Consider the following 13,517-nt stretch of genomic DNA (forward strand, 5'->3'; position numbering starts at 1 on the left):
GCGTCAGCTTGTGCGGGGGTGGGTCAGGTCTTGTGGAGCAGGAAGACGGTGGAGAAGGGCGGCAGCACGAGTTCGGCGCTGGCGGGCTGGCCGTGGGACGGGACAGGCTGCGCCTCGACGCCGCCCATGTTGCCGCGGCCCTCGCCGTCGTAGATCTCGGCGTCGGTGTTGAGCGCCTCGCGCCAGCGCCCCGGGCGGGGCAGGCCGACGCGATAGGCGGAATGGGCGGTCGGGCCGAAATTGCAGATCACGACCGCCTCGGGGTCGCGGTCGCCGCCACGGCGGATCCATGCGTAGACGGAGTTGGTCGTGTCGTCCGCCACGATCCACTGGAACCCGCCGGGATCGGCGTCGCGACAGTGCAGGGCGGCCGTGCCCCGGTAGAGCGCGTTCAAGTCGCGCACCAGCCGCCGGACGCCGGCATGGCCCGGCCGATCCAGCGCATCCCAGTCGAGCTGGGCGTCGTGATCCCACTCCGCCTCCTGCGCGAAGTCCTGGCCCATGAACAGAAGCTTCTTGCCCGGATGCCCCCACATGAAGCCGTAATAGGCGCGCAGGTTGGCGAACCGCTCCGGCCCCGTTCCGGGCATCCGGCCCAGCATCGAGCCCTTGCCGTGCACGACCTCGTCATGGCTAATCGGCAGGACGAAGGTCTCGTCGAAGGCATAGGTCAGGCCGAAGGTCAGCCGGTGGTGATGCTCCCGCCGCCCGGCCGGGTCCTTCGAGACGTAGTCGAGCGTGTCGTGCATCCAGCCCATGTTCCACTTGAACCCGAAGCCCAGCCCGCCCTCGTCTGCCGGGGTGGTCACCTTCGGGAAGGCCGTGCTCTCCTCGGCGATCGTCATGGTGCCGGGATGGGCTTCGCGCGCGGCGGCAGTTACGTCGCGCAGGAAGCCGATCGCCTCGTAGTTCTCGCGCCCGCCATCCTTGTTTGGGATCCATTCGCCCGGCTTCCTCGAATAGTCGCGGTAGAGCATCGAGGCCACTGCGTCGACGCGAAGTCCGTCGACATGGTATTCCTCTAGCCAGTAGAGCGCGTTGGCGGCGAGGAAGCCGCGCACCTCTGCCTTGCCGTAATCGTAGATCAGCGTGTTCCAGTCCTGGTGGAAGCCCTCGCGCGGGTCGGCGTATTCGAAGACCGCCTCGCCGTCGAACCGGCCGAGCCCGTGGTCGTCGGTCGGGAAATGCCCCGGCACCCAGTCGAGGATCACGCCCAGCCCGGCCCGGTGGGCGGCGTCCACCAGATCGCGGAAGCCCTGCGGCGGGCCGTGGCGAACCGTCGGCGCGAAGAGCCCCACGGGCTGATAGCCCCAGGAGCCGTCGAAAGGATGCTCGCTGACCGGCAGCACCTCCAGATGGGTGAAGCCCATGTCGAGGGCATAGCCGACCAGTTCCTCGGCGGCCTCGGCATAGCTCAGGCGCCGCCCGTCCGCGTGCCGCCGCCAGGAGCCGAGATGCGCCTCGTAGATCGAGATCGGCGCGGTCGGCGCGTTGCGGCCCGCGCGGGCCTCCATCCAGTCGCCATCGGTCCAGTGCGCCCCGCGCAGGTCGCGCACGACCGAGGCGTTTTCCGGCGGGTGCTCGGAGCCGAAGCCCACGGGATCGGCCTTCAGCGGCTGGACATGGCCGTCGGGGCCGAGGATCTCGTACTTATAGGACGTGCCTTCGCCGATCCCGGGCAGGAAGATCTCCCACAACTCGCCGCGCCGGCGCATGACGTGCCGCCGCCCGTCCCAGAGGTTGAACGGCCCCACGACCGAGACCCGCCGCGCATTCGGCGCCCAGACGGCGAAGCGCGTCCCCGCGACGCCCTCGTGGGTCGTGACCTGCGCACCCAGCGCCGTCCAGAGCCGGCGATGGCTGCCCTCGGCGAGGCGGAGATCGCGTTCGGAGAGAACCGGGCCGAAGCGATAGGGGTCGTCGAACTCCCAGCGCGTGCCGTCGGCGGCCTCGGCCTCCAGCCGGTAGGGGCCGTCACCGCCGAGCGGCCCGGAGAAGAGGCCCGAGCGGTTCGGATCCTGCCGAAGCTCCGCGACGGCACCGTCTCCGCACGCGGCGACCCGGGCCGCGCCGGGAACGAAGGCGGTGATCCACCGGACCCCGTCGACAGGGTGCGGGCCGAGCACCGAGAAGGGGTCGCCATGCGCTCCGGCGGCGATCAGGTCGAGCGAGGCTTCCCGGCGGGAACCGGCCTTTGCATCGGGGCTGTCTGTCATGCGCCTACCGTAACCCTGTTTCCGAGGGCTTCAACCGCGCTCTCCCGCCCGGACCCGGGCCGCGCGAGGGGCGGGACGACGGGGTTGGTTCAACCGCTTGGCCGACGTTCCGGCGAAACCTAAGGCCGGAGGCTGAGGAATCCCGATCCCGGCCCGTCCCGTGGCAGCGGCCGTCACCGTGGGAGATGCGCCGGCGGATTAGGGTCGGATCGCCCCGAGTTTCCAAAACGAAACTAGCTACTTGTAGGCTTCTGGTGGTGGGTTGGACGGCCTGGATGTCCAACCTTCTCCACCCCGGGCGCCTCGGCTCTGTGCGAAGGGCGGAGATCGTTTATCTTCAGGTCAATGCGTTGATCTGACCCGTCAGTGTACCAATCCGTCTGACGAATCCGATCGCAGTGAATCTCGCCAAGCCAGATGTCGCCAATGACAAGGCCTCTCCGACCCAGCCAAAGGCGCTGGCAGCGGCTTGCGTCTCCCTGCACACGGCCCGCTCCGGCACGAAAGTGTCGCGTCGACGCGATGTCGGGAGAAGTGCGCCGCTCATTGCGGCGCACCTCGTCTGCTCATTCGCCCGTTGGTGTCAGCTTGTGGATGATCCCTTCGTCCACAGCGGCATAGAGGCTGCCGTCGGGGCCCATAACGAGCGAGCGGAAGCGGCCGGCTTCCATTGGCAGGGTCATCTCGGTCACGTCGACGACGGAGATCCCATCATTGCCGCTCGACAACTCGACCACGTCGATTCGCTGACCGATCGGCGTGCCGCCGAAGCCAATGCCCATCAACCCGACGACCATGTCGCCGTCCCAGCTGCCCCATGCCTCACCTTCAAGAAACGCGGCCGAGGAGCTGCCCTGCGACCAGCCGTTGTTGGTCCAGATCGGGGGCATCGCGTCGGGATAGGTCTCGAAATCCGTCATCGGCATGTATTGCGCCCGCTCGTAACGGTTCATGCCCTCCATCTGATTGGGCTCGTAGCCGCAATAGCCGTCCGGGCAGTTGTCGGCACGCCCGGCCATGTTCGGGCGGGGATCCCAGCCGGCGTTGCCGCCGTTCTCCAGGACCGTGATCTCGTCCGAATGCCACGGCCCATGCTCGACCGTGATCGCATCGCCGGTTTCCGGATGGAAGGCGATGCCCTGAACGTTCCGGTGCCCGTAGGTATAGGTCCGCGGGTCGAAGCCTTCAGGAGGGTTGTTGCCCTCGGCGGCGTTGCCGTCGGTATCGATGCGCAGCACCTTGCTGCCCATGATCGTCGGGCTCTGCGGTATCTCCGCGTTGTGATTGTCGCCAGTGGTCAGGTACAGATATCCGTCCGGACCGAACCGCACGCGACCGCCGTTGTGAGCGCCCGGTCCGCCAAAAGGCTGATCCGTCGCTTCCATCTTGTAGGGGACGTCCTCCACGATGTCGGTGCGCTCCGAGACGTCCGTGAAATCCTCGTTCACGACGAGGCGGATCAGCCGGTTCGTGTGGGGGTCCGACAGGTTCGACGTCGCGTAGACGTAGATCCGGCGGTTTTCTTCGAAGTTGGGATCTACCGCGACCCCCATCATGCCGGCCTGTCCCTCACAGAACAGATCCTCGGCCGTGGAGGCGTACATTTCCCCCGTGCCTTCCCCACCAGGCGCTCCCATGCCGAGAAGCGCATTGACCTCGCCCGAGGGCATCATCACGGAAAGACCGTTGCACTTCTCGGTGAAGAACATCGTGTCTTCATCGACGAACGCCATGTCCCACGGCTCGTCGAGGCCTTCGAGCACAACGCTATGCTCCAGGCTGCTGGTGTTGGCGCCCGTCTGGGCAAGCGCTGGGACGCCGAAGGCCACGGCGGATGCGGTGATGGCGATGATCGACAGCTCGCAGCCGCTGCTCTTTCGAAATCTCATGGTGTTCCTCCCTGTTGCTGGTGTCGTCGCAGATGCTCATATCCGTCCGCTCCCGACCCAAGAAAACGCGGCTCCGGGTCGGCAGGTTCCATGACTTCCCGAAGCTTTCGAGCAAGTTGCGCTTGCCTGAAGGCGGCCTCGACGTCAGCGAGCGGGCAGGGGGTGTCATCAGTGCAGGTGACGCAGGTTTCGAGAGCGGTCGCGCGGACGCACGGCCGACGGATCTATCCGCCCCCGACAGGTCGGAAAGCGCGACCGGATCGTCGAGAAGTTGAAAGCCGGCAGCCGCATGGAACGGCCCGCCGGCGTGTTAGAGGGTGCGTCCCGCGCGCAGTCGAAGCGATCTACCGGTCCGGGCGGTGCCTACCATCGAGGCGCGGTCCGCCATGCCCGTGCAAGTTCACTCGGTGTTGCCCTCTTCGTCCTCCGGGCCCTCTTCGTCCTCCAGGTCGGAGAAAGTCGCAAGGTAGGCATACACGTCGTGCGCTTCCTCTTCGTCGCGCAATCTGTAGGACATCTTGCTGCGGGCGCTGGAGTCATCCAGCTCCTCGCGCAGGTGGCCGCTCGGGTTCTGAAGGAATGCGACGATGTTGCTTTCCTCCCAGACGACGCCGGTTTCACCGTAAGCGACCAATGCGTCGCTGTAGTCGTCATAACCCTCCCGCGAACCAGGCGCGTCACCGACGATGCCATGCAGGTTCGGTCCCATGCCTGCGAGGCTACCGGCTATGACGTTGCCCGCATCGTCCGCGATCGCGTGACAGGCGACGCACTGGCGGCCGAAATATGTCTCGCCCGCCTCCGCGTCTCCCGCCGTATCCTGCGCGGCCAGAGGGGTCGAGAACGCCACGAGGGCCAGGATTGCATGAAGTGAGTTTCTCATCGTTTTCTTTCTTTGCTTACGGTCGCCTGCCGGTCGAACAAGGATGTACGACCCCGACGATGCTGTTGATCGAGAGGTTGCGGCATGTGCCGTCGGAGCGATGGCTCCGACTTCGAGGAAGATACGGATCCCAGGACGCCTCTAGGGAGGCTGACAGATGCCGAGCGGCAGATCATTGCAGGTCTGCATTCGTCGTGAAGAGGTAGTCATCCCCCTCTGCCGATGCGTGGCAAGAGACGCAGCCCTGTGCCGTGCCCGCGATCGGCATCCCCTCGGGCGTCTGGTCGAGCGACCCGTCGGGCAGGTATTTGGCCCAGAACCAGTTGCCGGTGTCGGGGGCATAGCCTTCCTCCCGGCGGAACATCACGGTCACGGACGCGAGGTGGTCGTCCCGGCTGCCGAGAACCTCGTCCACCGTGAGGCCTTCGGGGCCGTAGTTCCGCTTGACCACCAGCGCCCGCTCGCGACCGTCGACGGTCGCATCGGTGTAGAAGGTCTCGAGCATCATGCCGTGCGGATCGGTGCCCGCATAGGGAAATGCCTGGACGGCATCATCACCGGCCAGGTTTCGGTCCGTCATGATCTGCCAGAGCTGGTCGGCAAAGGCTCGGTCTTGCTGACCGCCGAATTGCTGCGCGGCGACAGCGCTCGCGACCAAGGCCATCGCGCTCCCAACCCATAGACCTCTCATGGCTCATGCTCCCCTGTTGTCTGCCTTTGACAACACGAAGACTTAACAAGCCCCGATGGGATTTGTTCCGGTGGTTGCATGAGCCCCGGCCCGGTCGAGGCGGTCGGCCGCCCACGCTCTTCCCTCGGAGTGCCGCGTCGGATCATGTCCGGACCGAAGCAGACCGCCAGAGACCCATTCTCGCGCAGCGAAGCGTTGCAGGACTACCAACTCAGGACGCGTCAGCGGAGCGGAGCAGGCCCGGAAATGCCCGGCAGCCATATGGCCGGACTCTCGTTGCGAGTTTCCGGGAGGCCTTGCGGAAAAACGGACCCGACCTGATCCCGACGACGCTCATCACTCGCCCCTGGCTTCGCTTCGAAATCCCCGTTCCGGTCGGCTTGGCCATCAGGGACAGGAACTCTCCGCGCCGGCCATCCGTTTCCACCCCGGCAACAGGAAACGAGGACGCCCATGAGAATGCTCGATCAGAACTTGCTTCGCGACCTTGCCGGACACGACGCATCCCTGTGCCTCAGCCTCTATCTCGAGGTTGCGGCCGGCGGAGGCGAGCACGACCATGTCCGGATCGCGCTCAAGAAGGCGAAGTCCGAAGCCGCGGCGAAGCTCGGCGCTGCGTCGAGTGACGACGCGGCCTTCGCTTCGGTGCGGGACCGGCTTGACGCCCTCGACTACGAGGATCTGGTCGGCGGGCACGACCGCCGCGTCGCGATCTTCATCGCGCCCGGGATGACCGAAGTGGTCGACGCTCGCTTCGACGAACTGGGTGTCCATCTGGGAACGCGCTTCCGGCTCTCGCCGCTCCTTGGGGATCTCGAACGCATTCCCGATCATGCAGTCCTGGTCGCCAGCCAGGAGGAGGCGCATCTCTACACGGCTTCAGCAGGAACATTCGCACGGCAGAAGGTCGAGGACATGCCGGCCTCGCTGTCCGAAATCAGCAGGTTCACGGACCAGCAGGAAAAGGGCAACATCCACGGCCGCGAGGATTCGGGCCTGCCCGGCACCTACAGAGGCGCGCAGGCGACCTCGGGCGGCGCCTCCGGACCGGAAGGCGTGCCGCATCACAGCATGGGCGGCCACGACTGGCGCGAGGACAAGGAAGAGGATCTGCGGCAGTATGCGAACCTGCTCGTCAACGCGGTCGGGCACCACCTGAGCGGCACGAATCTGCCCCTTGTCATCGTGGCTGACGAACGTCTCAACGGCATGATCCGGGAGAATTGTGAGTATCCCTTCCTCGCCCCGGAGGGCGTCCTCGTCCATCCCAGGGAGCTTGAGGAGGACGGGATCCGTGAAAGGGCCGCCCGTTGCCTTCGCGGCGATATCGACGCGGCGCGGGCGGAAGCCTGGGACAAGGTCGCGATGTCGCTCGGCCGCGACGACCATGAGGCAAGCACGGATCCTTCGGATGTCGCGACCGCCGCAGCCGCCGGTCGCGTCGCCCATCTCTTCGTGCGCGCCGGGGCAAGCGTGCCAGGACGCATCGACGAAACGACGTTCGCTGCCGAACAGGATGAAAGTGGTCCGGAGGATCTGGTTGACCGGGCGATCAGCGACACGATGCGAAACGGTGGCGCTGTGTTCTCTCTGGGCGACTATGGTGGAGAGGACATCGTTACCGCAGCCGCCTATCGCTACCCGGCATAGGCGAGCCGGTCGATAGGAGCCTTGTTGCGCGAATTGGCTGACGGTCGGTTTCGCCTTTGCCCGGTTCGCTTTGGCCGATGGGCTGCGTGACGGGGATTCCGAGAGCTGTGAAGCGGGTGAGGATGGGAGCGCGGACCTGGAGCCCGGCGGTCCGGCGGTTGAACCCGCGCGCGGTGAGGACCGAGTGCTGGCACCGGTGCACGTCGGCGAACTTGCGCCGGACCTTGGCAAGCACGCGACTTCGCGCCGCGATAGTGCTCCTCGACCCCCGCGTAGCCGTCGGCGTGCATGCAGCCCTCGGAGCTGCCAGATGCCGCGCCGGGCGGGCGCCCTTGCGGTCCTCCGAGAAGCGGTAGGGCGCCGCGGGCGATGCCCCCGCCCACGCGGCCGCTCGTTGCGCAAATGGGCCCACAGCCGCGCCATCGGCGTCCTGCCGGTGAGGGGCGCTAGCCTGCGGCCCCGGGCTATCGTCCGCATGGATCGCATGGCCCGCCACCCGCCACTCCGACCGCAAGACCGCCGAGTTCCGGGGTCGCGTCGCCATCCTCAACAGCTTCACCGCCCTCGGTATCCCCGTCCCGCAGCCCGCCCTCTGACCCCAAAAGGAGAAACAGGAAGTCAGGCCGTCGGATGCTTCGTGCAACGAGGCCCCGAGAGTCCGCTTCAGGCGACTTTCACCAGCTCCAATGCAAAAGTCAGATCCTGGCCCGCCAGTGGGTGGTTGGCATCAAGGGTCACATGGGCCTCCGTCACCTCTGCCACCGTCACCGGCATCGTCTGGCCGTCGGGGGTCTGCACCTGCAGCTGCGTACCGAGATCAAGCGGGATGTGGTCGGGCACTGCCTCGCGCGGGACTTGTTGTATCGCCTCGTCACGGCGCGCTCCGTAGGCATCGGCGGCGGGGATGGTCACGGTCTTGCTGTCGCCTTCGGCCATGCCGTCGACGGCCGCCTCAAGGCCCGGGATGATCTGGCCCGCGCCCATCTCGAAGGTCAGGGGATCGCGCCCCTCAGAGGTGTCGAAGGTGGTGCCATCGGCCAGGGTGCCGGTGTAATGCAATGACACTGTGGTTCCGGCTGTTGCCTGAGTCATGGTATATCCTTGATGTCGGGAAGGTGGGTTCTGCGGCGAGGGTGTGTCAGCCGCGGCTCAACGGGTATTTAGTCCAACCGACCCGGAAATGAAACCTGTGCGGCGAGAATTGTCCCGGCCCGTGCGACAGCCTTGTCGCGCAAACCTTCCTGGAATTCGGCTGACGGCTCCAGCGAGACAGCTGGTCTGCGTGTCCGGGCCTGCACCGGCGCGCTACCGCACTAAGGACTGGTCCGCCCAAGAACACCGCGTCGCGTTATCGTGGCTCTCTGACGGTCCGATTTGATCCGGGGATGGTCTGATACGCGGTCCCCTCGGGCAGGCGAGGAAGGCAGCAGGACTTCGCGGACGCGGCGATCAAGGCCTCCCTGACCACAGCCCGGCAGGGCATCATGCAGTGATGTCTCGAAAGGGATCAAGGTCCTGTTCGGCCTGCCGCTCCGGCAGGCGACGGGCTTGGTCGCGAGCCTGCTGGGGCTGGCAGCGCTGGACTGCCCGGTGCTGGACTCTCGACGCCGTACCGACGCCGGAAGACGCTCGCCATGCAGCTGTTCTACCGGGGCTCGGGCCGCCCGTTGCACCGGCTCGGAGATAGCACGGGCATCAAGGTCGGCGTCGAAGGCAAATGGCTTCCGCGCAAGCGCGGCGGCGCTCATCGCCTACAACATGACCCGCCTGCGATGGCTCATCGGCCGAGCCGCGTCCGGCTGACGGGCATCACGCATCGAATCCGCGGTCAGACCCGCCAGCCCGGTACGGAACCACCCCAGCCTACGCATTCCTCATCCAATACACTCATCGCAAAGCGGAAATGCGGGGTTCTCGGAGCTGTGCAGCTTGTGTGGCGCATGGATCCGGTCGTGCACATCGTCCCGCTTGCGCCACTTCCACACCGTCTGCTCGGAGACCCCGTAGAGCGCTCCGCCACCTCCCACGGCGGGTCCGTGCTAGCCTGGATCGCGCCCCGGATCTTCGGCGTCGTCGTCGTCGCGTGCTTGTACAAGGAGATCAGCGTGCTCCAGCCCCGTCCTGAACCTCAAGCAGGATCAATTTTGCCATGAACGGGGCAGACCGACGAGGGTCTGTAGGATCCTGCGGGGTGGACAGGTAGCGTCACCTGGACGCACGATATCCCCGCCATCAATTTTCCCTGTAAGGAGGTCGTTTCATGCCCACCCTCACCCTTTCCAACGCCGAGTTCATCGAAGGCAATTCCGGCTTCAGCCGCGTCACCTTTCGCGCCACGCTGGACGAAGCGCCGAACGTGCCTGCGACCTTCCGCTGGTTCACCCAGGAAGACAGCGCCACCGCAGGCGATTTCGACGCCGCCAGCGGAACGGTCACCTTCCAGGCCGGGGTGGTCGAGCAGGACATCACGATCATCCTGCGCAGCGACGGCGTGGTGGAGGGGAACGAGAGCTTCCAGATCGTCGCCTATGATCCGCGGGGGCTCGACTTCCCGCAGCAGGCCGCGGCGATGGTCGCAACCGGCACGATCCTCGACGACGACGACGGCATTCCCGACCAGCCCGCCGCCGATGCCGGCGACGCGCGGCTGATCTTCGGGCCCGAGGCCGAAGGCGGGCCGTTCCCGACGATGACCGCCCACGAGACAAGCGTCATCGAGGGCAACGGGGGCTTCAAGCGGCAATTCGTGCTGGTCACGCTGGACCGGCCGGCGACCACCGCGGCCAGCGTCGACTACTACACCGCGCAGGGCACGGCCGCGAATTCGCAGGGCGATTTCGACGGGGCCTCCGGCACCGTAAATTTCGTCGCGGGCCAGCGGTCGGCCGCCCTGCAGATCGTCACTCGCACCGACGTGCTGCCGGAGGAGGACGAAACCTTCGGCCTCATCTTCCACAACCCGCGCAGCCTGACCATCGCCGAGGGCGGGCAGGCGCTGTCCGCCGGGCTGGAGCTGGTCGACGACGACAGCGGCCGGTCCGACCTGGGCTCCGGCATCGGCGACGCGGGCACGCCGATCTTCGGGCCCGAGAAGGTCGACAGCCTGCCCACCGTCCGGATCGAGGGCGCCGACGTGATCGAGGGCGACGGCGGCTTCCAGCGCGTCTCGCTGCTGGTCACGCTGGACGAGGCGACGACCGCCCCGATCTCGTTCGATTACGCGACCCAGGACCTGACGGCGAGCGTCGCCAACGGCGATTACGACCGGGCATTCGGTACGGTCACGCTCACCGCGGGCCAGCAGAGCGCGCGGATCGAGTTCATCGTCCGCGGCGACCAGGCGATCGAGGGCGACGAGGCTTTCCAGGTCCTCTTTAGCGGCATCGACGACGCGCGCTTCGAGGGCGGGGCCGCGGCGCTGGAGACCGAGATCGGCATCCTCGGCGACGATTCCGGCCCCGTCTCGCGCTCGGCCGGGCCGACCGGCCCGGCGAGCGCCATCGAGTCGCCGGTCTCGACCGCGCCCATCGTCCCGGTCGTGCAGGTCCATGACGCCACGATGATCGAGGGCGATCGCGGCTTCGTGACGATGCAGTTCCTGGTCACGCTCGACCGTCCCGCGCCGGCGCCGGTGACCTTCGACTACGTGACGCTGGACGGCTCGGCCAGCCGCAACGAGGATTTCGATCTGGGCACGCGGTCCGTCACCATCGCCGCGGGCGAGCAGAGCGGGGTGATCTCGGTGAACCTCCGCTCCGACACCGCGCGCGAGGACGACGAGAGCTTCGACCTCTTCGTCTACAACGCCCGGAACGCCAACTTCGCCGGCAACACCATCGGCCAGGTCGCGCGCGGCACCCTGCTCGACAACGACAGGGGCGAGGTCAGCGACGAGGCCGGGCGTGGCAAGCCCGCCCCCGGCGTGCTGGGGCCCGAGCCGGACGACGACTTCGTGCGGATCGCGCCGGTCGCGATCTCGATGCGGGAGTTCGACAGCGGCAGCCAGACCTATTCGGTCCCGGTCCTGTTGTCGGAGCCTGCGCGCAGCGACGTCTCGCTGGCCTGGCGGACGGTCTCGACCGAGTCGGCGACCGCGGGCGAGGACTACCAGGACCAGAACGGCACGCTGACCATCCGCGCCGGGTCCGGCGCGGGGCTGATCTCGGTCCGGGTCTTCGGGGACACCGACATCGAGGGCGACGAGACCTTCGCGCTGGAGATCAGCCAGGTCTCGGGCGCGGTGCTCGCGAATGGTGAGAACTCCCTGCGCACAGTGTTGCGCATCGCGGGCGACGACGGCGGGGGGACGCCGCCGACCAACCCCGATTTCGAACTCTCGCTCGGCGCCTCGAACGAGAATGACCGCCTGCTCGGCTCGGGCGCAAGCGACGTGATCTCGGCCGGGGGCGGGAGGGACACCGTCGACGGGCTGGCCGGGGACGACCTGATCAACGGCGACGGAGGCAACGACATCCTGCGCGGCAACGACGGCGACGACACGCTGGCGGGCGGCTCGGGTGACGACACGCTTCAGGGTGGCGCGGGCAACGACGAGCTTGTCGGCGGCGCCGGCTCGGATCGGATGGAAGGCGGGCTCGGCAACGACACCTACTCCGTCGACGACCGTGGCGACGTGATCCGCGACAGCGGCGGCACCGACAGCGTGCGGACGACCGTCAACTTCAACATCCGCAACACCGGCGTCGAGGAGGTGGCCGCGCAAGGGACCGGAGACATCCGCATCGTCGGCGACCGGACGGACACGCGCATCGTCGGCAACGACGGCGACAACATCCTGGTCGGCGGCGGCGGCGAGGACACTCTGACCGGCGGCGCCGGGGCGGACAGCTTCGCCTTCCTGCGCGGGACCGGCCCGTCGAACGCGACGATCACCGACTTCGGTCCGGGGGACAAGCTGGCGCTGGACGACCAGTTCTTCGGGATGGGCAACGGCCGCATCCTCCCGCGGGAGCTGTCGCGCGCCGAGGTGCGGGAGCTGCTGCGCGAGGGGCTGGCCGACTTCAACACGCGGACGCTGGAGCTGTCGGTCGACACCGACGGGCCGGGCGGCGATGGCGGACTGGAGGTCATCGCGACCTTCACCCGCGCCAGCGTGCGGGAGCTGGGCGTCGACGATGTGCTGATCTTCTGAGCCGCGGTGGCGGCGCGTTGACGGCGCGCCGCGGCTGACGCAGAGGAGCGCGGTGACCGGGCCGCTCTATATCCTGCGCCATGGCGAGACGCTCTGGAACCGCGAGGGGCGGATGCAGGGCCTCCGCGACAGCGCGCTGACCGCGCTGGGTCGCGTCCAGGCGGCGCGGCAGGGCGCGATCCTGCGCCGGGCGGGGGTGGCCGCGCCCGCCTTCTCGAGCCCCCTGGGCCGCGCCCGCCGGTCGGCGGCGCTGGCCGGGCTGCACGCCGCGGTCGATCCGGACCTTGCCGAGATCGGCATGGGCGCGGGCGTGGGGCTGCCGCGCCCCGCGCAGGCGCCGCCCGGCGTGCTTTGGAAGTTCGACTGCCCCGGAGCCGAGAGCCAGGCTGCCCTGATCGCCCGGCTCGACCGGCTGCGGGCGCGGCGGGGGCCGGCGGTCCTTGTCACCCACGGCGTCGTCGTCATCGGCCTGCGCGCGATGGCGCGGGGTCTGCCGCCCGAGGCCTGGGACCGGCTCGACGACCCGCAGGGCGTGGTGATCGTTCTTGACGACGGTGGCGAGAGGATCCTGCGGTAGCCTCGGGAATCGGGCCGGCAGGCTCCGATCGGCGAGGCTCATGCCTGTCGCGTCGGAGCGGGAGGGCGGTCGCTGTTCTACATCAGCCTGAACGCCAAGCGTCACGCGATCAGCCGCGACCCCTCGCTCCGGGAGCGCGAGGTGCTGGGTGGGATCGCGACAGGCCAGTCGCACGGCGTCATCGCCCAGATCCCCGGCCTCTCGCCGCAGACGGTCGACACGATCATAGGGCGCAACGTCAACAAGCTGGAGGAGACGGAGCGGACCACGGCGGCGCTGCGGGGGGCCGGTCCCTCCGGACCCGGCCGTGATCGCCGTCCGGCCCGATCCCTCGCCATTCTTGCGGGTGCGCCGAACCTGCGCTAGGGGCCGGAACCGGGGGTGGTTAGCTCAGCTGGTAGAGCGTCTCGCTTACACCGAGAATGTCGGGGGTTCGAGCCCCTCACCACCCACCACGCC

The 13,517-nt window shown here is 67.7% G+C and carries 10 protein-coding genes, 1 tRNA gene and 1 pseudogene; 6 read left to right on the forward strand and 6 right to left on the reverse strand.

Going from position 1 to position 13,517, the window contains the following annotated elements; all coding sequences use genetic code 11:
• Positions 1–23 precede the first annotated feature (23 nt).
• The 4 genes from glgB to DR046_RS17795 form a co-directional block, all read right to left on the reverse strand.
• Entirely contained in the window at positions 24–2,216 is a 2,193-nt protein-coding gene (glgB, locus tag DR046_RS17780) for a 1,4-alpha-glucan branching protein GlgB (RefSeq protein WP_115383729.1), read from the reverse strand.
• 566 nt (positions 2,217–2,782) lie between these two features.
• Positions 2,783–4,105: a PQQ-dependent sugar dehydrogenase gene (locus tag DR046_RS17785; protein ID WP_115383730.1), complete on the reverse strand. Its 1,323-nt coding sequence runs from the start codon at positions 4,103–4,105 to the stop codon at positions 2,783–2,785.
• A gap of 400 nt (positions 4,106–4,505) precedes the next feature.
• A complete protein-coding gene (locus DR046_RS17790) occupies positions 4,506–4,955 on the reverse strand; it encodes a c-type cytochrome (RefSeq protein WP_245190995.1) in 450 nt (149 codons plus the stop codon).
• Between the two features lie 205 nt (positions 4,956–5,160).
• Positions 5,161–5,652: a cytochrome P460 family protein gene (locus tag DR046_RS17795; RefSeq protein ID WP_245190996.1), complete on the reverse strand. Its 492-nt coding sequence runs from the start codon at positions 5,650–5,652 to the stop codon at positions 5,161–5,163.
• A gap of 486 nt (positions 5,653–6,138) precedes the next feature.
• Here DR046_RS17795 and DR046_RS17800 point away from each other — a divergent pair, with 486 nt between their 5' ends.
• Positions 6,139–7,329, forward strand: coding sequence for a baeRF3 domain-containing protein (locus tag DR046_RS17800; protein WP_115383733.1), 1,191 nt, complete (start codon positions 6,139–6,141; stop codon positions 7,327–7,329).
• A 73-nt stretch (positions 7,330–7,402) separates the two neighbouring features.
• Here the strand turns inward: DR046_RS17800 and DR046_RS24365 are convergent.
• Both DR046_RS24365 and DR046_RS17805 read right to left on the reverse strand, forming a co-directional pair.
• Positions 7,403–7,507 (reverse strand): annotated as a pseudogene (locus DR046_RS24365) (IS5/IS1182 family transposase); the annotation flags it as partial.
• Positions 7,508–7,992: 485 nt separating this feature from the next.
• On the reverse strand, positions 7,993–8,421 hold the full coding sequence (locus tag DR046_RS17805) for an FKBP-type peptidyl-prolyl cis-trans isomerase (RefSeq protein ID WP_115383734.1): 429 nt from the start codon (positions 8,419–8,421) through the stop codon (positions 7,993–7,995).
• A 414-nt stretch (positions 8,422–8,835) separates the two neighbouring features.
• Between DR046_RS17805 and DR046_RS24920 the strand changes: the two genes are divergently transcribed.
• From DR046_RS24920 to DR046_RS17830, 5 genes are all read left to right on the forward strand, one after another.
• A complete protein-coding gene (locus DR046_RS24920; RefSeq protein WP_115383735.1) occupies positions 8,836–9,132 on the forward strand; it encodes a transposase in 297 nt (98 codons plus the stop codon).
• Between the two features lie 457 nt (positions 9,133–9,589).
• Positions 9,590–12,481 (forward strand): Calx-beta domain-containing protein, encoded by a 2,892-nt coding sequence (locus DR046_RS17815; RefSeq protein WP_115383736.1) that lies wholly within the window; start codon positions 9,590–9,592, stop codon positions 12,479–12,481.
• Positions 12,482–12,533: 52 nt separating this feature from the next.
• A complete protein-coding gene (locus DR046_RS17820) occupies positions 12,534–13,058 on the forward strand; it encodes a histidine phosphatase family protein (protein ID WP_167767167.1) in 525 nt (174 codons plus the stop codon).
• Between the two features lie 108 nt (positions 13,059–13,166).
• Positions 13,167–13,424 carry a LuxR C-terminal-related transcriptional regulator gene (locus DR046_RS17825; protein ID WP_280652854.1) on the forward strand — a complete coding sequence of 86 codons (258 nt, stop codon included), beginning with the start codon at positions 13,167–13,169 and terminating at the stop codon, positions 13,422–13,424.
• A gap of 13 nt (positions 13,425–13,437) precedes the next feature.
• Positions 13,438–13,513, forward strand: a tRNA-Val gene (locus tag DR046_RS17830).
• Positions 13,514–13,517 lie beyond the last annotated feature (4 nt).

The sequence above is a fragment of the Jannaschia formosa genome, assembly GCF_003340555.1.
In the GTDB taxonomy this organism is placed as follows: Bacteria; Pseudomonadota; Alphaproteobacteria; order Rhodobacterales; family Rhodobacteraceae; genus Jannaschia; species Jannaschia formosa.